General features: G+C 39.6%; 14 protein-coding genes. 6 read left to right on the top strand and 8 right to left on the bottom strand.

The genetic code is table 11. The features are described from left to right. Position 1: 1 nt before the first annotated feature. The 5 genes from RST01_RS06000 (at position 2) to RST01_RS06020 (ending at position 5,147) form a co-directional block, all read left to right on the top strand. The gene (locus tag RST01_RS06000; protein WP_147195170.1) at positions 2-1,129 is read left to right on the top strand and encodes an amidohydrolase; all 1,128 of its coding nucleotides are present in this window, start codon (positions 2-4) and stop codon (positions 1,127-1,129) included. Next, on the top strand, positions 1,130-1,939 hold the full coding sequence (locus RST01_RS06005; protein ID WP_147195172.1) for a GNAT family N-acetyltransferase: 810 nt from the start codon (positions 1,130-1,132) through the stop codon (positions 1,937-1,939). A 2-nt stretch (positions 1,940-1,941) separates the two neighbouring features. Further along, a complete protein-coding gene (gene menC / locus RST01_RS06010) occupies positions 1,942-3,048 on the top strand; it encodes an o-succinylbenzoate synthase (protein ID WP_147195174.1) in 1,107 nt (368 codons plus the stop codon). A 13-nt stretch (positions 3,049-3,061) separates the two neighbouring features. Further along, positions 3,062-4,138 carry a YkvI family membrane protein gene (locus tag RST01_RS06015; protein ID WP_147195176.1) on the top strand — a complete coding sequence of 359 codons (1,077 nt, stop codon included), beginning with the start codon at positions 3,062-3,064 and terminating at the stop codon, positions 4,136-4,138. A gap of 169 nt (positions 4,139-4,307) precedes the next feature. Beyond that, complete coding sequence (locus RST01_RS06020) at positions 4,308-5,147, top strand: glycerophosphodiester phosphodiesterase family protein (RefSeq protein ID WP_244946658.1); 840 nt, start codon at positions 4,308-4,310, stop codon at positions 5,145-5,147. A gap of 168 nt (positions 5,148-5,315) precedes the next feature. On the opposite strand, the gene RST01_RS06025 is transcribed toward RST01_RS06020, so the two are convergent. Genes RST01_RS06025 through RST01_RS06040 form a run of 4 tightly spaced genes read right to left on the bottom strand, consistent with a single transcriptional unit; the run spans position 5,316 to position 10,112 of the window. Beyond that, the gene (locus RST01_RS06025) at positions 5,316-6,896 is read right to left on the bottom strand and encodes a hydantoinase/oxoprolinase family protein (RefSeq protein ID WP_147195178.1); all 1,581 of its coding nucleotides are present in this window, start codon (positions 6,894-6,896) and stop codon (positions 5,316-5,318) included. After that, the gene (locus tag RST01_RS06030; RefSeq protein ID WP_147195181.1) at positions 6,896-7,990 is read right to left on the bottom strand and encodes an S-methyl thiohydantoin desulfurase family protein; all 1,095 of its coding nucleotides are present in this window, start codon (positions 7,988-7,990) and stop codon (positions 6,896-6,898) included. Before RST01_RS06030 ends, RST01_RS06025 begins: the two co-directional genes overlap by 1 nt. A 31-nt stretch (positions 7,991-8,021) precedes the next feature. Continuing rightward, positions 8,022-9,341 carry a purine-cytosine permease family protein gene (locus RST01_RS06035; protein ID WP_147195183.1) on the bottom strand — a complete coding sequence of 440 codons (1,320 nt, stop codon included), beginning with the start codon at positions 9,339-9,341 and terminating at the stop codon, positions 8,022-8,024. A 48-nt stretch (positions 9,342-9,389) separates the two neighbouring features. Further along, the gene (locus RST01_RS06040) at positions 9,390-10,112 is read right to left on the bottom strand and encodes an aspartate/glutamate racemase family protein (protein WP_147195185.1); all 723 of its coding nucleotides are present in this window, start codon (positions 10,110-10,112) and stop codon (positions 9,390-9,392) included. 215 nt (positions 10,113-10,327) lie between these two features. Between RST01_RS06040 and RST01_RS06045 the strand changes: the two genes are divergently transcribed. Then, positions 10,328-10,915: a TetR/AcrR family transcriptional regulator gene (locus tag RST01_RS06045; protein ID WP_147195186.1), complete on the top strand. Its 588-nt coding sequence runs from the start codon at positions 10,328-10,330 to the stop codon at positions 10,913-10,915. Positions 10,916-11,021: 106 nt separating this feature from the next. Here the strand turns inward: RST01_RS06045 and RST01_RS06050 are convergent, their stop codons facing one another. The 4 genes from RST01_RS06050 to RST01_RS06065 form a co-directional block, all read right to left on the bottom strand. After that, on the bottom strand, positions 11,022-12,449 hold the full coding sequence (locus RST01_RS06050; protein ID WP_147195187.1) for a M20 family metallopeptidase: 1,428 nt from the start codon (positions 12,447-12,449) through the stop codon (positions 11,022-11,024). Between the two features lie 32 nt (positions 12,450-12,481). Continuing rightward, positions 12,482-13,906: a YfcC family protein gene (locus RST01_RS06055; protein WP_147195189.1), complete on the bottom strand. Its 1,425-nt coding sequence runs from the start codon at positions 13,904-13,906 to the stop codon at positions 12,482-12,484. A 234-nt stretch (positions 13,907-14,140) separates the two neighbouring features. Beyond that, a complete protein-coding gene (locus tag RST01_RS06060; RefSeq protein WP_147195190.1) occupies positions 14,141-15,400 on the bottom strand; it encodes an Ig-like domain-containing protein in 1,260 nt (419 codons plus the stop codon). Between the two features lie 59 nt (positions 15,401-15,459). Continuing rightward, positions 15,460-19,809, bottom strand: coding sequence for a S8 family serine peptidase (locus RST01_RS06065; RefSeq protein WP_147195192.1), 4,350 nt, complete (start codon positions 19,807-19,809; stop codon positions 15,460-15,462). Positions 19,810-20,200: the final 391 nt, after the last annotated feature.

Below are 20,200 nucleotides of genomic sequence, written 5' to 3' on the forward strand. Positions count from 1 at the left end.
GATGAATCAACCATTTACCGAAAGACTACAAACGATTTTCGAACATCTACATCATTCCCCTGAGACTAGTTGGAATGAAGTAGAAACAACGTCTTATATTGCAGAATTCCTTCGTCAAGAGGGTTTGAAGCCACATCTTTTTAAAAATATGACGGGTTTATATGTTGATATTGGAGAAGGCATTCCAAAAGTCGGTTTCCGCACAGACATGGATGCACTATGGCAAGAAGTAGACGGTAAATTTAAAGCAAATCATTCTTGTGGACACGACGGACATATGACTGTGGCCTTAGGGGTAGTGCTGCTCCTGAAAGAAATGGCCCCTTCCCTGCCAGGCGCCATTCGAATTCTTTTTCAGCCGGCTGAAGAAAAAGCGCAAGGAGCAAAGGCACTCGCCGAATTAGGAATTGTAGATTCCCTGACCTATTTGTTCGGCACCCATGTAAGACCGCTATACGAGTTGCAGGACGGAACCTATTCACCAGCACTCTATCACGGAGCGGCAAAACTATTTACCGGAACCATCCAAGGACTTGAAGCACACGGAGCACGTCCTGAGAAAGGAGTGAATGCCATTGAAGTAGCAGCTGCCATGATCGATGGGTTAAAAAGGATTTGGATTAGTCCCGAACAATCAGCTTCTATTAAGATGACACAGCTTCAGGCAGGTGGTTCATCTACTAACATCATTCCTGGGAGTGCCACATTCAGCATCGATGCACGGGCTCAAAATAATGAATCGATGGATGAATTAACAAGTGGCTTTGACAAAGTAGTGGAAGCTGTCAGCACATTATTTGGCGCAGTCATCACTTACAAGATAGATGCGCATATTGCAGCAGCACAAGTGGATGATAGCGCGAAAAACATAATGAAGCAGGCCATCCTCGATGTGGTTGGTGAAGATCATTTAGCTCCTGAGATTGTAACACCAGGTGGTGAGGATTTTCACTTTTATGCCTATACATGCCCCCATTTGAAAACAACCATGCTTGGGCTTGGATGTGGGGTTACACCAGGATTACATCACCCAAATATGACTTTTAATCAGGAGCGACTCCCAACAGGTGCTGAAATTATTGCAAGAGCCTTAATACTAGCCCTACATCAAATAGAAAGAAGCGATTAGATGATGAATATTCGAGAATTGAAGACCATTGCAGAGATGGAACAGATTCAAGAGCTTGAACAAAGAGTATGGGATATGGATCCCATACCGACTCATCAAACCTTAACAGCTGTAAAAAATGGCGGCATTATAGTTGGAGCATTTGATGGAGTCGATTTAGTTGGCTTCAGCTATGGATTTCCTGGTTTTGATAATGGAAAAAGCTATTTATGCTCTCATATGCTCGGGATTGATGAGAATTACCGTTCACAAGGTATTGGCGAAAAGTTAAAACTTGCACAGCGTGAAATGGCCATTGTAAAGGGCTTCCACATCATGAAATGGACGTATGATCCACTTGAAACCCGCAATGCATCCCTAAACCTAACGAAACTAAACGGCATATGTAACACCTACTTCGAAGATTGCTACGGAAAAATGCAAAATAAATTTAATCAAGGATTACCCTCAGACCGGTTTGAAGTGCATTGGCATTTGACTAGTCCATATGTGGTTGAAAAACAACAGCCTCAAATAGAAGTCGTCAAAGCCTTGAACACCATTTCTCTGAATGAAGACCAGCTACCCGTTTTTATTGCAAGCCCTGAGCAAGACTTAAATAAACATGCCTATTCTATTGCAGTGCCGAAAGATTTTCAATCCCTCAAAGCGCAAAGTCAAATACTAGCGGTAGATTGGCGCTTGCAAACACGTAAGATATTTCAACGCCTCTTTAAAACAGGCTATGCGGCTGTGCGTTTGCAATCGTATGAAACACATAATGACTATATTTTTGTAAAAACAGAAACATTAGAACTTGGAGGAGAATAACTATGAAAATTGTAAATATCACTATCCGTCAACTAAAAATGAAATTAAAGGATCCTTTCACTACAAGTTTTGGAACATTTACAGATAGAGATTTTCTTGTGCTTGAAGCGCAGGACCAAGATGGAACCATTGGCTGGGGTGAATCAGTCGCCTTCCACTCCCCTTGGTATAACGAAGAGACCTTGCAGACCAACTGGCATATGCTAGAGGATTTTTTAATTCCATTGCTTTTAAATAAGGAAATCCACCACCCGGATGAAGTTAGTGAGTTATTTGCACCTATTCGGAAAAATAATATGGCTAAGTCCACCATTGAAGGAGCCGTATGGGATATTTATGCACAACAAACAAATCAATCTCTTGCCTCTGCACTCGGCGGTACAAGAGATAAAATTGAAGTCGGGATTAGCATTGGCATTCAACAATCGGTTGAAGAGCTAGTTGAATTAGTCGATGGCTATGTCAAAGAAGGCTACAAACGGATTAAAGTGAAAATTAAGCCGGGCTGGGATGTGGAAGTCATGGGCATATTACGAGACACTTTCCCCGATGTTGCCATGATGGCAGATGCCAATTCCGCCTACAGGTTAGTAGACGCAGAATTGCTGAAACAGCTGGATGCGTTCAACCTCACGATGATTGAACAGCCTTTAGCGTCAGATGACATTATTGACCATGCACAGCTGCAAAAATTGCTAGAAACGCCGATTTGTTTAGATGAAAGCATCCACTCGCTTGAAGATGCACGAAAAGCAGTAGAGCTTGGGAGTACAAAAATTATTAATATTAAAATCGGACGTGTCGGCGGATTAACCGAAGCCAAGAAAATCCATGATTACTGTGAAGCAAACGGCATTCCTGTGTGGTGTGGCGGCATGCTCGAATCAGGCATTGGGCGTGCACATAATGTGGCTTTAACAACATTATCGAATTTTACGTTACCTGGAGATACAGCAAGCTCAAATAGATATTGGGATAAGGATATTATCAAGCCTGAAGTCGTATCCGAAAATGGCTACATCAACGTGCCGCAGGCTGCTGGAATAGGCTATGAGATTGACCGTGAGGCTGTGGAATCCTTTACTGTTGTCAAAAAACATTACAAATAATGGAGGGAAATGTATGAGGAAAAGTTTACAGATTGGCGCCGCTTTCGTTGGATTGATTGTAGGAGCCGGATTTGCTTCCGGCCAGGAAATCATGCAGTACTTTACAAGCTTTGGTCTCTGGGGAACCGTCGGTGGAATTCTTGCAACTATCGCCTTTACATTTCTAGGCTATATGTTGGCTCAGCTTGGCTCAGATTTACAAACTTCTTCACATAAAGAAGTGATTTATCATATTGGCGGTCGGTATATCGGATTTGTTTTAGATGTCTTAATTACGTTCTTTTTATTCGGTGTAGCGGTTGTCATGTTTGCCGGCTCTGGATCAACATTCCATCAAATGTTCGGCATTCCTCCATTAATAGGCAGTTTGATTATGGTCGCTGCCACCATCCTAACATTATTGCTGAATATAAAGAATATCATCAATTTGATCGCTGTTATCACTCCCTATTTAATGGCGATTATTTTCATTATATTAATCTATTCTATTTTTACGATGGATCTCTCCTTAGCTGATGCCAACACAATCGCTAAAGAGCAAGGTTCCGCTGCCTCTAATTGGGTGCTGGGTGCACTGCTTTATGTTTCCTATAATATCGCAGCTGGAGCCGCCTTGTTGATTGTGATGGGCGGAACGATTAAAGACCGCAAAGTCGCAGGTATGGGTGGGATATATGGCGGGATTATGTTGGGTGCCTTAATTATCCTTATTAATATTGCGATGTTTGTAAAGATCGATGTGATCAAAGGTGTTGACATGCCAACACTTGAATTAGCTGCCCAAATCCACCCCATTGTTGGAGTGCTAATGGGAATTGCCCTGCTTGGCATGATGTATAACACTGCGGTCGGCATGTTCTATGCTTTCACCGTTCGTTTCGTACAACCTGAAAAAAAATACTTCAAGCCTGCTATTGTTGTGATTGGTTTACTTGGATTCGGCGCAAGCCTTGTCGGCTTTACCACCCTTGTCGGAAAAGTCTACTCTACTATGGGCTACCTAGGGCTCGCCTTAATCATAGCTATCATCCTTTCGTGGGCTCGGAAAGCAAAGAAACAAAAAACAGCGAATGCGCCAGAACCTTTGTAGAAAATGTTCCTTTATTTTTAGAGTTAGGCATTTGAATTTATCGGTTACTTTATAAAATGTAGCAAGTATAAAAATTTCACATAAAAAATGAAATCTACGTTGTTCACATGCAGGAACAATATTATTATTAAAATTAATAATTTAAAAAGCCTACCAGGAGAGTGAAGTAATGAATAAACTGTCTAAAATTTTGGGTGCTTCTGTTTTAGGAATGATTTTAATTGCATGTGAGTCAACAACAGATGTCAATTCCGTGAAAGGAAAAGATAAGAAGTTAATTCTGGCCCATCGTGGTGCATCTTCTATGGCCCCGGAACACACATTGGCTGCATACAATAAAGCTGTTGATTTGGGTACTGATTATATCGAAATTGATTTAAGAATGACAAAAGATGATCGTTTAATTGCAATTCATGATAATACAGTTAATCGAACAACTAATGGTAAAGGGGATGTAAGAAGTTTAACTTTAAAAGAGATTAAAGAACTTGATGCAGGTAGTTGGTTTGATAAGAAGTATAGTAAAGAAAGGGTACCAACTATAGAGGAAATATTCGATAAATATGGAGACAAAACGAATTATTATATCGAAACTAGATTAGTAGATCATAAAACTTTGATGGAAAGTAAACTCATTGATATTATGAAAAAGAAAAAGATAAAAAGTAAAGTAATAATTGAATCTTTTTCTGCAAGCAGTTTGAAAAAGGTACATAAACTTGATTCTAAGATTCCTTTAATTCAACTTAACACCTATAAAAGCACAGAGAATTTCACAAGTGAAAAGATAAAAAAATGGAGAGAATACTCATCAGGTGTTGGTATGAATGCTGAAATTGCTGATAAGAATTTAATTAAACTTCTCCATAAAAATAATTTACTTGTGTATACTTTTTTCTTTAACAACGAAAAAAAACTTACCAAGAAAGTCATTGGCTTAGGAGTTGATGGGATTTTCACCAATTATCTTGATTATGCAAAAATAGTTATAGCATCTACTAAAAAGTAGGTGTATTTTTTTGTGTTTATGACACCTTGAACTGTATCTGCAGGAATCAGCGCCCTCCTCTTTACACAATTACAATGATACTCATCATTAATTCCAAAGATATTCCATCCCCCTAAGAAGATGGAACGTCTGTTGATCAATTGCTAAATTATAAATGGAACTTTAAAATTACACCAATTCTTTCATTTCAAATTGTGCCAAATCACCAGCAGCTTTTACGCGTATACGTGTTGCATTTCCCGGCATATAGGCAAGTGGAACATCCTCCACATCTACGATGACCAAGCTTTCTTCAGCTGCCCCCGCATTAATCGCTTCTGTTTTAGCTTGTAGTTTTGCGTGCTCTAATGCTTTTTCTCTTCCTATTTCATCTAAAGAATAAATCTTTTCGATTTGGCCACTTACTTGTGAGATAGCTGAACCGATTGCGTTGGCAACACCTGAATGCTTCGGACGGATTACCTCTGAAGCACCTTCCAGTTGTTCCGGCAACAATACGCTACCTCCTCCTACAAGAATTACAGGTACTGGATCTGCGCTCGTCTTCATTTTATCAATGGCTTCTTCTACAAGTGACACCATCTTCGTGTACATTCTATTCAACAATTCCTTATCTAAATGTGCTACCTTAGCAGAATCACCGATCTCTACTTTGCCTAGAGCTACAGCAACATCTGTAGCCGTTAAAATATCTCCTCCAAAGACAAGGCTCTTTTCCTGTAATTTGTACCCAACGCTATCCGGTCCAATCGTGAAATCTCCATTATCTTGGGTACGAATCACTGTCCCTCCTCCAAGTCCTATCGACACAAGGTCAGGCATACGGAAGTTGGTTCTAGCACCACCAATTTCAACTGCTAGAGACGATTCTCGCGGGAAGGATTGTACTAAAACACCCACATCGGATGTTGTGCCCCCAACATCTACGACAATTGCATCAGTGAGTTCACTTAAATAAGAAGCCCCTCGTAATGAGTTGGTCGGACCGCACGCTACAGTAAATATAGGGTACTTGACTGTATATTCAATAGACATTAGTGTCCCGTCATTTTGTCCGAAAAATACTTTCGCATCTATTCCTTCGCTTTTCAGTGCGTTAATAAATCCGTCGGCTGCTGTTTTTGCCACATTCACAACGGATGCATTCAAAATTGTTGCATTTTCTCTTTCTAACAGTCCTACTGAACCAATTTCAGAGGATAGTGATAAAGGAATATGTTCGCCTAGCACTTCTCGAAGTATCTCGCTTGCTCTTTCTTCATGCGATTTGGATACAGGTGAGAACACTGATGTAATCGCAATTGAATCTACCTTCCCCTTAATCTCCTCAGCTATTTGGTATATATGGTCTTCATCTAAAGGAACAATTTCCCTGCCATCAAATTCATGACCTCCACGCACGAGATAAACATGTTTCCCTAGTACTTCCCGAAGGTCATCAGGAACACCAATCAGTGGCTTCACTGATAAAGTTGCAGGAGCTCCGATTCGGATGGCAGCTACTTTATTTAACCTTTTTCTTTCTACTATGGCATTCGTGCAATGAGTGGTGCCAAGCATTGCATATTTAATTTTCTCGCGAGGTACGTTTGCTTGCGTAATAATTTGGTGCATTGCATTATAAATGCCTGTTGCCACATCTTCAGTTGTAGGGGATTTTGTCTCTGACAATACAGTATTATTTTGGTCTAGCAAAACGGCATCTGTATGGGTTCCGCCTACATCAATTCCTATACGATAAATACTCATTATGATAGCACTCCTTTTTTCGCAAGATCTTCTACAGGTACATAGTCCACATCGTATCCAAAGTACCTTGGACCGACAGCCTTAATTCCTTCTTCCGTTCTCCATTTCGGGTGGCATGGTATACCAATGACGACACATCTTGATCCATATCGAATGCCTTCTGTTGTGATAGGTAGCCCTGTTTCTGCATCAAGCACCGCAATCAAATCCGGGGTAACACAAAGTAAGCGATTGTCTGTCTTGGCAAGAAGATGTTCATTTTGGAAATGTAGCTGCAGTGTTTCCCCTTTATATGAATGAAGTCCCTCAAATGTTGCAATCCCCTTCGCAAAACCTGATTCTGTTTTGCGATTGATATCGCTAACTTTGCCGTTGAACAATTCATAACCATCAATCTGCTTCAATAATTCCTGGATTGGGTTTACATTCTTTTCCTTAGCGAGCCTAATCGTTCTACCGATTTCCTCTTCCAGTTTTAAAATATTTTTCACGCCACTGTCGCGTAGATTCTTGCCAGTCATTGAATACATCGCAGTCATAGCGGATCCGCCCATTTGGATAGTGACAGCACGAGCAATTCTTTCTGTCCACACATTATCCACCGTAGATAACAAAGTTGTATTACCTTTTTCATCTGCGAGTATGGCAGGTGTAGCAGATATTCCATCTAGATAAAAAGTGACCATTTGTAATTCAGGGAATGCTCGACCCATTCCATCTGCGTCTATGACAGGAATGCCTAGTTTGGCAGCAAGCGCAAATGGAATCATAGAATTGACACCGCCTGCTTCTATTGGGAATGTGGCATACACCTTTTTCCCTAAATAGTTTTCAAGGTTTTTAAAAGCCAAAATAGGCTCTTCACCGCTTGGCGCTTTTTCCAGCATCACTGTTGGTGCCCCCATCATGGAGGATGGCACTACTAAAGCGTCGTCTGGTACTTCCTCTACATCTAAAAGTGTGACTTCCCCGTATTCTTCGATTGCCTGCAGTGCCATCAGCTTTCCGATATATGGGTCACCTCCACCGCCTGTTCCTAGCATTGCTGCGCCAACTGCAATATCTTCAATTTGTTGTTTGCCTATTTTCCTCATTAAAAAGCCTCCCGAATATTCCGATTTTTTATTATGCCACTTGTTTCTCATTTTCAATATGTTTATTTGCACTCGATCTCGTAGCTAATTTCCCAATGTAATAAACTACTCCACTTACCACAAGAGAATTAATAGATGGAATCCCTAGAGTGACAAAGTAACCTGCAGCAAAACCCATTGCCCACGCGATAAGTGTAATCGGACTTAGCTTTTCACCCACCACTGGTAGTGTCCCTTCTTCTCTGCTCTCATCAAGTGCCTGGCGATTGGTTTTTAATATGAAATAGTCAATCACCATAATACCGGCAACTGGCGGTATCAGAACGCCCAACAAGACAAGGAAATCCACGAATTTATCAAGAATGCCTAGAACGGAAAGCAGCGTTCCAATAATCCCAATAACCAATGTGACAATTCCTCGATTTAATTTAACCTTAAATACTGAATCAAAGATGTTTGTAAAACCAAGTGATGAAGAATATAAATTCAAATTATTAATCTTGATCGTTGATGAAACGACTACTAATGCGCCTAGCCAGCCAGATGTTTGCATCATGATGCTCGCCACGTCATTTGTTCTAGCAGCAAGTGCCATCAAAACCGCAATCATATTAATAAAAAGTTCGCCAATAACAGTTCCAATCATCGTCATCCAAAAGACGTCTTTTCCACTTTTAGCAAAACGGCTAAAGTCCGGTGTGATGACTGCTCCGATAATAAATCCTCCGGCGACCATTGTTGCTGCTACGCCCATGGTCATCTTTTCACCAGCAGGAGCCGTGCTCATTAGTTCAAAAATGGAATGATCTTTAAGGACCTGATAAATCCCAAAGGCTACAGCGATTAGAAATGCAGGCACAGCGATTGTCGCGGTCGCGCTTAATAATTTAAATCCAAAAATCACGAGAACCGTAACAGCAAGTCCCGTTAGTGTAGCCGCAACAGGGAGACTTAATTTCCCATGGCTTGCCTGTACTAGCCCTTCTGCAAAAACGGAGTTCTGTACACCGAACCAGCCAATTGTGGAAATCGCAATAACAGCACCAATAATACTTGACCCATAACGGCCAAAGCCCGTCCATCTTGACAATAGACTCGTGGAAAGACCTTCACGTGCTCCTGCATATCCTAGGAGAAGGCTAATTACTTCTAAAATGACACTGCCGAACATCGTTGCCCAAAAGGCTTGCCAAAAGGTCATGCCATATCCTAATGCTGCCCCGATCACAAATGAGGATATCGTTGCCATTGATCCAACACGTACAATCGACACATTCCATAATGATTGTCGTGCTGATTGCGGTACGCGAGATAGTGAATAATCATCCATTGCATTTTGTTTATTTTCCATTTGCCTCTTCTCCTCTACTCAGCTCTAACTCATAGGAACTAAACTCTATTACATCTTTACTCTTTGTTTTGAAGGTGGCGTCATATATGTCAAACGACTTTGTTTCACACCCATCTCTATCAAACCTTCTAGCATCTTTGTGGCAGCAAAGGCCGGATCAATCACTGGGACTTCATAACCTTTTTCCCTAAGGCGCTCTTGCAGTTCTGCTGCTACGCCCAAAAAGCCTGTACATCCAAGTACGATTGCATGTGCACCGTCTTGTTCTATTGCCTTCACCATTTCTTCGAATAGGGCCTCTTTCAACCTTTCCTTCTCATGAACTTCTAATACAGGAATATTAATATATCGAGTGGATGCTAGATTCCCGTGCACACCTAAAGTCTTGCTGATATTCTCAATCATTGGCACCACATTCGGTAGCACCGACACGACTGAAAAGGACTTGGCCAATGAACTCGCAAATAGCATTCCTGCTTCACATGGCCCAACGACAGGAATATCTAGTATCTCCCTGGCAGGCTTCACTCCGGGATCTCCGAAACAATCGCTAATAATTCCATCATAGCCTTCCTCTTCCGCCTCCTTAGCTTTTTCTAGCAAATTCGGCACGCTAAATGCTTCATCATATTCACTTTCTATTGATGCAGGACCATAATCTAGACTGCAAACCCCAAATTCTGTGTTAGCCGCACCATATAAATCAAATTCCTTTTTCGTTTCCTCTAAAAATACATCTGAAATAATAGGCATGATTACTTTAATTTTCATTGTCTGCTCTCCTTTTTCATTTATACTTAAAGTGATAAGGCTAGAATTCTTTTCATGCAATGCTAGATTAACTTTAAAACCACCCCTTTTTGCGTGAATATTCCAGTTATATTACAAATAATTAAATTAATATGAAATATTCAGATAATATAAAGTTTAATAAAATATATACTACCTAATATTAGTTAGGTAATCAAGAGGGAGAAGGAAATAGATTGTCGACAAAAATTAACATTATGAAAGCGGCTACAGAACTATTTGCCATAAAAGGATATGAAGGAACAACTTTAAAGGATATTGCAAATGCTGTTGGCATAAAGCCTCCATCTATTTATGCATTCTTTGAGGGAAAGGAAGATGTGTTGCTGCATATCTATCAAGAGATACTTGATGAGCATCATAAGCATCTGCAGGATATGCTAGAACAATTGAAGAATGGATACGCCAAAAATAAGCTGTATGGATTGTTAGTAACCGCGGCAGAATATCATTTATCTGAAGCTGGAAAAATGAAATTGTTTAGAAGGCTGATGCTCTTCCCGCCTGAAATTTTACAAAGCGAAATCACAGAAAGCTTCCAAAAACTTATTGCAATAGAACGACAAGCAATTAATGCTGTCTTTGAAGAAGCTATACGCAACAAAGAGGTTAGAGAAGGAAAAAGTGAAGACATGACAACTGCCTTCCAATGCTTAATGAATGGTTTGTTCTTAGAGTCACAGTATTATGATGAGCAGGAATTCTATCTACGACTTGATATTATTTGGGAGGAATACTGGATGGGAATTAGTAGAAAAGACTGATTCCTAGGAACACCCCTAGTCATCTCAATCACACTAAAAAACCGTGATATGTTGATAACATCACGGTTTTTCTTTGTGCGGAAAATCAATAGTAGAATCCATTTAATTATCTACGGATTCTATATTGCTTATAGTCCTCTGGAAGAGGTGAAACATAGCTTTCTCCATCAAGACGTTCAAGCAATTCTTCTTTCGCCTTCTGGATTATATCTGGTCTCTTCATCACTTCAGCGGCAGTAGCAGCAATCACTTTTCCTGCATGCAGCATTCCCTTGTGGCCGATGGAAGACCCGCCTTGTGAGACCATTTGCCAAGAGTGCAAAGAGGTACCTATTGCTGCACAGGCAGCATAGCATTGGGCTGTTGGAACAATCCAGCTGACATCGCCTACATCTGTAGAACCAGGCATGACTTCTTTGTCCTCCACATGTGGCTCCACAATATCAGCGAGTTCTTTTCCTTTTAACTCTTTCACATTTTGCAAACCAAATTCTTTTTCTGCATCTGTTAGTGTATCTCGAATTTCTTTTGCTAATTGTATTTCCTTTTCATCAAATTCGGGTACGCCAAGTTCTACATATTTTTCCTGCATAACGGCTTCTAACGTTGTATTGGGAATATAATTGAACATGGCCGAATCAAAACCAATCTCAAGCTCGGTGCCTGTCATAAGAGCAGCTCCTCTTGCAATGTCGCAGACCCGCTCATAAATCTCATGTGTTTGTTTTACTTCTGGCGCACGAACAAAGTACAATACTTCCGCTTCTGATTGAACCACGTTTGGCGACACTCCACCTGTATTGGTGATCGCATAGTGAACCCTTGCTTCTGGAATGATATGCTCTCTTAAATAATTCACTCCCACACTTGTTAACTCTACCGCGTCCAACGCACTTCTCCCTAAATAAGGACTTGCTGCAGCATGAGAACTTTTGCCTGTAAAGCGGAAATTCACTTCATAGCATGCGAGTGTGCGAGAAGACCAAATTTTATTATGAGCTTCTGGGTGCCATGTTAAGGCAAAGTCGACATCATCAAACACGCCTTCTCGAACCATGAAGATTTTACCGCCCCCGATTTCTTCTCCAGGACATCCATAATACCGTATAGTACCTGGTAAATTGTTTTCTTCCATTAATTGACGAAGAGCAATCGCTGCGGCTAGCGACCCAGTACCAAGCAAATTATGTCCACAGCCATGGCCGTTACCGTTTTTCACAACCTCTTCCTGTTTGGTCGATCCTGCTTTTTGGCTTAGACCAGTCAAGGCATCAAATTCACCTAAAATCGCCACCACAGGATTGCCGCTTCCATAGCTTCCCACAAAGGCTGTTTCAATGCCGCTAATCCCTCTCTCCACCTGAAATCCTTCATCTTCAAGCACCTTGCTAATGAGATCGGCAGACTTCCATTCTTCAAATCCAGTCTCAGCATATTCCCAAAGCTGATCGCTGACGCCAATCAGCTTGTCTCGTTTTTCTTCAATTAATTGATCTATTCTTGCTACTTCATTTTCTATTTTCGTATCATTCATTTAGAACACCTCATTTTTTTATTTGTATATCCTTAAAAAGGTCCATATTTTGTGAGATAGGCGATAATGACAAACACGATGGCTACTGCATATTGCACGAGCACCAATGGGAACAGCCATTTTAACCAGCGAATATAAGAAACGCCAACCAAGGCCGCCCCTGCTACAGCTATGCCAGGTATTATCATATTGAATATGCCATCGCCAAATGTGAATATAAGTACAGCCGTTTGGCGGGTAACACCAATAATATCAGATAGCGGAGACATAATCGGCATTGTTAGAGCAGCCATCCCACTGCCGGAAGGAACCGCTATATGGAGCAGCGAATCGAAAACCATCATGCCAATCGCCGCAAAGGAAGGAGGCAGGTCCTTAATTAAAGTAGAGGCATAATACAGAATGGTATCCATGATGTGTCCCTGATCGAGCACAATCACAATGCCTCTTGCAACACCAATAATCATGGCACCATAAATGAGTGCTTGAGAACCTTTCATGAATTCATCGACTAATGTATTGGTGTTATAGCGGGCAATGAGCCCAATTGCTATGCCAAATATAATGAACATTCCGGCAATTTCATTTATAAACCAGCCAAATTTTACAACGCCCACTCCTAGGATTATCAAATTGAGAACAAAGCAAGCGAGAATCAATTTATGTTTGCGTGTTAATGTAATATCAGACTTTAATAGCTGGTCAATTTGTTCACGTTGAATTGTTCCATATTCCCCTAAGGACGGGTCTTGTTTCACTTTCATCGCATGCCGATAAACAAAAATTACAGATACTATGTACATAACAACAAAAGCTGCAATCCGAAGGCCCATCCCCGAGAATGGCGGAAGCCCAGCTATTCCTTGTGCTACCCCTACAGTAAATGGATTCATAATCGCCGTCGTAAAACCTGCAGATACGCCGACTAACACAATGCCAAGACCTGTAAGCGCATCATATCCTAGCCCTACAATCAGCGGAGTGATAATCAGAATATAAGGAAGTGTTTCCTCATACATCCCAAGCAATGAGCCTAACAATGCAAAAAATAGCATCAAAACGGGAATGAGTAATTTCTCTTTTGAGCCGAACTTGCGAGTCATCGTTACAATGAAAGCCTCAACAGCACCCGTCGAATTCAGCACGCCGTATGCACCACCAATAATTAAGAGGAAAAACATAATTGAAGCTGCATCGACCATCCCAGCAGGGATACTACCCAAGATGCCCATAAACCCAACTGGTTCAGCCTTTATAAAATGAAACGAATCAGGCTTCACAATACTCCTGCCATCGATCATTTCCCTTTCATATTCTCCAGTTGGCATAATATACGTCAATATTACGCAGATAGCTAACAATCCTAATAAAAGAGCAAAGACATTAATCTCTTTCGGCTTCTTCCCAGCTTTTGCCTCTCGTATGTCTACAACCTTTGGCGCCGTATTATTTGTCATACCTTTCCCCCCTTATCATCTATTCTTTTTAAATGAATAGTAATAAATTTTGAATATTGCTAATAAATATACAGAAGTACATATATTCCGTCAACCGAAATATTCTAAATATTTTAAATTAGTAATATGGTAACACTTTAATTGGATGAATCATAAGTTTTACTTTAATCCCAACAAAAAAGTCTTCAACCTCTTATGAGATCGAAGACTTTAAGAATGCGAATAATAAAGATACTATTTAACAACTTTGACTACCTTTGCCTTACTTACATTGCCTGCTTTGTCTTTTGCATAGAAAGCTAGGACTGTTTTAACTTTTTGTTTCTTAATTTTTAATGTATATGTTCCTTTTTTAGTTGCTGTAGTTTTAGCAATAATTTTGTTTTTAACTTTTACATACACCTTAGATCCTGCTTCTGCTTTGCCTGTTATTTTAGTTGTTTTCGCTGTTACCTTTTTAGCAGTAGGTTTGTTAGGCGCTGTTTTGTCTAACACTTTTACTTTGGCACCTTTACTGCTATTGCCAGCTTCATCTACTGATTTAACAATTAAAGTAGTACCAGCTTTTTGTTTAGCTAATTTCACTGTAAAGCTGCCTTTAGAATCAGCTTTATTTGTCGCAATTTTTTTGCTTTGTTTATAGATAATGATGGTAGCACGTGCTTCTGTTTTGCCTGATACCACTTTGTCTTTATCGCTGAATTTTTTTACTGTTGGTACAGATGGTGCTGTTTTATCAAGAACTGTTATTGTTACTTCATCACTAGCTTGTCCGCTTTTTAAATCTCTTGCTTTCGCATATAATACTGTTCCTGCCTCTAACTTTTGGGATAACTGGTATGTAAACTCGCCGTTATCTTGTGTATTAGTCTCAAATTGTAATTGTTTTTTGTCTGTAATTTCGATTTTTGTATTTTTAGAAGCCGTTCCTTTAATAACTAAGCTTTCTGATGTGATTGGGCTGAACTCGGGTACCGGAACGGGCAGAACTGGATCTGTTGTATCTCCAGGGTTTCCAGGCTGTGTAACAACTGGAGGTGGTGTTGTCCCTGAATCTCCTCCTCCTGTAGATGGTGGTGTTGTCCCTGAGTCTCCTCCTCCTGTAGATGGTGGCTGAGTTGTCTTGGTTATCTTAACCTCATGGGTATCTGACACGCCCCCTGCAGTTAATTTAAGTTTGTAAGTTCCATCTGTTAATGATTCATTTAACGCAATGCTTGTATGAATACTACCATCTGTTTGTATTTCTCCATCTTTCCACTGATAGATTTGGATTAGATTGCTATCGGAATCTACCATTGATAAAACAGGTTTTGTACCTAAACCTGGTTCTTCATCTTTCATTACTTTTCCCGTTATTAAGATTTTTTCACCTGTTTTATAATCCGATTTATCTGTATTAAAAGATACTACAATATTTGCTGCATAAGCCGGAATGACAATACTTAAACATAAGATTAGTGAAGTCATAAAGACGACTATATTTTTCTTCATTATTGACCCTCCTTATGAATAGAAAGAGAGGAATACTCCTCCCTTTCAACTGTTCCTTATTATTTGATATCAAAGTTGATTGTGCTTGTTTGTGCCAATGGCGTTGGGTTTTCTAGGCTATCCCAAACAAATACCTCTGCAGTATAAGCACCTGTTTTAAGTGATTCGAGAGGAATATCTACTCCAACTCTTCCGCGAGAAGCTTTTTTGAATTCATCTAGGCTAAGCACTTTGAAAATGACCACTTCATCTTTGGAATCTTTCACTTGAACTAACACTTGCGCGTTTTGTTTTACCTCACCGCGGTTTGCGAAGTTGGCAACGATGTTCAAGACGCCATCTTCTGTCACAGCTTCTACTGCTTTTCCTTTTGTATTCTTGGTTTGCCCTTCAATGACAATCGGATAGTTAGCAACTGTAAACGTCACTACTTGTTTTTCGCTTCCTTCTGGACCAAATTCTAATGTGTATTCACCATTTGGTGCAAACTCATCTGGTGTGAAAGTTGAAGTGTATTCTTTTCCTTCACCAGGCTTTAAGTCAATTACTTTTCCGGTTGGGTCAGTAACTTTTGCTTCCCATTTAACTGATTCATTTGCTTCAGCAGTTAAAGTAGCTGGATTTTCAGTGCTAACTTCTTCTGTTGGACCGAAATCATAATTTGTGATAAATCCATTTTCTGGTTGACCTTTGTAGATGACAATCGTTTTCTTTGTCACATGCCCAGATAAATCAGTAGCTTCAACCACAACTTTATTCGAGCCTTCTTTTAAATCTAGCTTATAATCATACGAATGAGATAATGCTCTCATTTCATATGGTTCATCGAATTCATGATTGTAAACTTCATTGCCATCCACAACAAGACGCAGATCATCATAGTTATCTGAAGCTGTTATCTTTAGTGTTGGGTTCTCTTCATCTTTTCCTACAATATTATTATCAGGAATACCTTCCACCTTCAGTTCCGCTGGTGTTGTATCCACAATAACCTGTCTTCTAAACTCAATTTTATTTCCGACTGAGTCCTTACCAGAGAAGAAAATATCATGTACGCCATCTTCAGTAAATGTCAGTTGCGTATTAAAGTCATATCGCTTCGTTACTTTATTGTACGTTACAGGAATTTCGATACCGCCGCCTTCCAATTTATCACCGGTAACTTTTAATTCCTCAATTTTTGAAGCATCTTCAACATATCCAGTTACAGCCATTGACTTTGTATCATAGACACCAAGGGCTTCTGGTGAAGTAGTGACAATGTAAGGAATAGTATTATCATTTGTAACTGTTGTGGATGCAATATTATTTGCATTATCTACAGCTACAATTTGAATAGTTGATTTATCCTTTACATTGCTCACAGGTACTTTAAATGCTTTTGCTTTAGATCCATCTAAATAGCCTGCATTTTTACCATCTACAAGGATTTGAATATATTGCAATCCACTACCTGCCATATCTGTTGCTTCAAAATAAAGTTGACCTTTATTGCTACTGAATGAAGCATTAGTAATTTCAGGTTTTACCGTATCAACAATTACTGGAATCTTTGTAACCTGTGGCTCTTTACCTTCATAATCAACTTGTGTTTTTACTTGATAGAAGTATTTGCCGTCTTTAGCTTTTTCATTTCTGATATAGCCATCCCAGTTTGTTCTGCTTGGATTGTATACATACGGTGCTGTGGCTTTATAATTTTTGCTTTGTGCACCTCTAGTCGTTAATTTCCTTAATTCCTTACCGCTTTCATCCACAATACTATACTCAACAGATTTACTGTTACGAAGGAAAGAAAGAACTGGGGTAACAGAATCTTTTTGCTTATCACCATTAGGTGAGATAGCAATTGCATTTTTGCTTAAGTCGCCTGTCAGCGCATTTTCGCCTAGTGCATTTCCTTTTTCATCAACCATGAAGGAAGTTTCTAGATAAGATCCATCCTCATAAATCATGTTGTCTAGTATTGGAGCTTTGTTCCAATCTCCTTTGAATCCAACAAAAGGAACTGTCAGCTCAGGTGCTGCCTTTTCTTTATCAGTACCTACTAGTCTCACAAAGCCTTCTACAAAGTAGCCATTCTTCATTAATTTCTCTAATTTTTCTTTGGCATTAGTTAAATTTACTTTTACAGTAATATCTTTAGTGCCATTTCCGAATAACGTAAACTTAGGTGTATCTACAGTAATTTTCGCTTCATCAGCAATATTTTGCTCTTTTAAATCAAGCTTTCCTCCTGTCACTGAATCTGTCAGTAATGATGTTTTCACCTCATATTCAAGATCATCATTACTTGTATTAGTTGCAGTTAGAGTGAATGAGAAGGAATCATCTTTGATTTCTTTTAATTCTACTTTACCTTCATTGGTACCCTTCTTCGCTACATACACAGGTGTTGATACAGCAGAATGCAGCTGCATAATTCCTGCTCCTTGGCGACGAGGCGAGTAGTAGATTCCACCATTATCCGGATCTTCAACAGGTTTAGCTGTATTCATCAACAACAGTTTCGCCATCTTAGATTTAGCCGCATCCTTTAAATCTGGGAATAGTTCTTTTACGCGTTGAAGAACTAATGCTGATCCACCTGATACATGAGGAGCCGCCATCGATGTACCACTCATCAGTCCGTATTTATCATTATTTAATGTAGAATAAATCTGTCCTCCTGGAGCAGTGATTTCAGGCTTCATCTCAAGGCTTGGCGTTACGCCCCATGAGGTAAACGTGGACATTTTACCAGCTGCAGTATTTACAACAGATTGTTGCTTACCTGTAAATGTTACTTTTCCTTTACCACCTGCTGCTTGTAATTTTGCAGCCAAATTGTTCCCTTCACTTTGGGCAAGTGAAACAAGTGGAATAGTTGGATTATTTAATGCCATGCTGACATAATCACCGTGAGATACATGCCCTCTTACGATGACACCTACTGCTCCTGCTTTTTCAGCTTGTGCTTGGATTTCTCCATAGTTAGGATTAGTTGCTGTACGAACTGCAACCACCACTTTACCTTTTACGTCTTTGTTGTTATATTGCGCAGGACTTCCATCCCCTACATATACAACATCTACTTCCTTGTTACCAAACACTTCTAAAGGATCTGGAGACGATTGTTTTTTGTATGGTACATTGATTGTTTCATCGCCAATTTTTATATCAAATTCGTCTAGACTAATCTTATTATTTTCCATTGAGGCAACTGATAGTGAGCTTTTAGAAACAGAAGGAGCACCAACTAATCCAATATCTGGGTTTGTTGCCAATGGCGCACCGTCGAATTCACCACTGATGTTATCCGAGTTACCAGCAGAAATGGACATAACAATGCCATTGTTCACCGCATTATCAACTGCTTTTTGTTCAAGGTTAGTATCATCTACGAACCCTGCAGTAGATCCTAAGCTCATATTCAATACATCTGCTCCAAGCTTAATTCCATCGTCAATTGCTTTAATATAGATATCTCCAAACGTTGATGGCATAGCAGGGTCATTGCCGAATACTTTCAGCGCTAATAATTGCGCTTCAGGTGCTACGCCTTGTACGCCACCATTGTTTTCATCACCATTTGCTGCGACCGTACCACCGACGTGCATTCCATGCATGGATGCATCTGGTCCAAGATCTAGTACTTCATCATTTTTATCTGCATAGTTATAGCCATAAGGAACCTTATCTGTGTAGAATTTGCCTGGTAAACTATTCTTTGTGATGAGGTCATTGGTAGAATTTTCGGATAATTTTTCTCCTTCTTTTGTTGTTAGTTTCATATCTTTATGTTTAAAATCAATCCCTGTATCAATAATGCCGACAACCATACCTTTTCCGTTATAGCCGTCTTTCCATGTTTGCTGTGCCTCAACCATTTCTTTACTAGTCACCATATCAGGCTTTTCTTTTGGCCGTTCATACTCTGTTGCAATACTTACACTAAGTACGCCCGGCAGTTTTTCTAGTTTTTCAATATTTCCATATTCCATTTCACCGCTGACACCGTTCAATACGGTCGTGAATGAATTATTTAATGTAAGACCAATATTTTGCTTTTTAACGTTTGCTAAGAAATCTTTTTGTTCATCTTTAATATCAGATTCCAGCTTTAGGCGTGTTTTAGGTGCCAATTCTTTATACATCACGCCTTTGTCTTGGGCATAGGAAATGGCTGGAGCGCCCTCTAATTCAACAATGACCCGGACTTTCTGATTATCTTCAAACTCTGCATCTCGATCAACCTTTGTTTCTTTTGCCAAGTCCTTAACGAGATTGCTAACTTCCACTTTGTCAAAATCAGTGCTAGTTTCTGTCTCTGCTTTTGCGTGACCTGCCATCATCAACATATTAGATGCTAATAATGCCGATGCTAATCCAACTGTAATACCCTTTTTAAACAGCTTATTCTTGTCCAAATTATTCTCCCCTTTTCTGAATATATGAGCACCTCTTTTGTGTGAAAATTCTAAGTTAGCAAGCTAGGTAAAAGAATTATATCACCTATGTTTATAATGTTAAATAGAAATATTCTGAACATTTTATATTATTAATAAATTGTTTTTCGACATAAATTGGAGGTTTTCAACCAAGAGATATAGATTTTTAATATTTTTTTGTTCATTGAAAGATTATTATAGTTGTTTTGTAGGATTCCAATAGTTAATTATTGAGGCCTAATTGAAGTGAATAGAAATAGTATAATTGATAGGTTTGCACTCTCTATGATATTTAGATAAAGTACATATACCAGCCGACGAGTAGAAGTAAATACAAAAAAAGCCCTCAATCTTTTAAGATTGAAGACTT

Origin of the sequence: Rummeliibacillus stabekisii (genome assembly GCF_007988965.1) — a bacterium.
GTDB lineage: Bacteria > Bacillota > Bacilli > Bacillales_A > Planococcaceae > Rummeliibacillus > Rummeliibacillus stabekisii.

Coding starts and splice junctions, on each gene's coding strand:
- RST01_RS06000 (WP_147195170.1), top strand. CDS start 2: ATGAATCAACCATTTACCGAAAGACTACAAACGATTTTCGAACATCTA.
- RST01_RS06005 (WP_147195172.1), top strand. CDS start 1,130: ATGATGAATATTCGAGAATTGAAGACCATTGCAGAGATGGAACAGATT.
- menC (WP_147195174.1), top strand. CDS start 1,942: ATGAAAATTGTAAATATCACTATCCGTCAACTAAAAATGAAATTAAAG.
- RST01_RS06015 (WP_147195176.1), top strand. CDS start 3,062: ATGAGGAAAAGTTTACAGATTGGCGCCGCTTTCGTTGGATTGATTGTA.
- RST01_RS06020 (WP_244946658.1), top strand. CDS start 4,308: ATGAATAAACTGTCTAAAATTTTGGGTGCTTCTGTTTTAGGAATGATT.
- RST01_RS06025 (WP_147195178.1), bottom strand. CDS start 6,896: ATGAGTATTTATCGTATAGGAATTGATGTAGGCGGAACCCATACAGAT.
- RST01_RS06030 (WP_147195181.1), bottom strand. CDS start 7,990: ATGAGGAAAATAGGCAAACAACAAATTGAAGATATTGCAGTTGGCGCA.
- RST01_RS06035 (WP_147195183.1), bottom strand. CDS start 9,341: ATGGAAAATAAACAAAATGCAATGGATGATTATTCACTATCTCGCGTA.
- RST01_RS06040 (WP_147195185.1), bottom strand. CDS start 10,112: ATGAAAATTAAAGTAATCATGCCTATTATTTCAGATGTATTTTTAGAG.
- RST01_RS06050 (WP_147195187.1), bottom strand. CDS start 12,449: ATGAATGATACGAAAATAGAAAATGAAGTAGCAAGAATAGATCAATTA.
- RST01_RS06055 (WP_147195189.1), bottom strand. CDS start 13,906: ATGACAAATAATACGGCGCCAAAGGTTGTAGACATACGAGAGGCAAAA.
- RST01_RS06060 (WP_147195190.1), bottom strand. CDS start 15,400: ATGAAGAAAAATATAGTCGTCTTTATGACTTCACTAATCTTATGTTTA.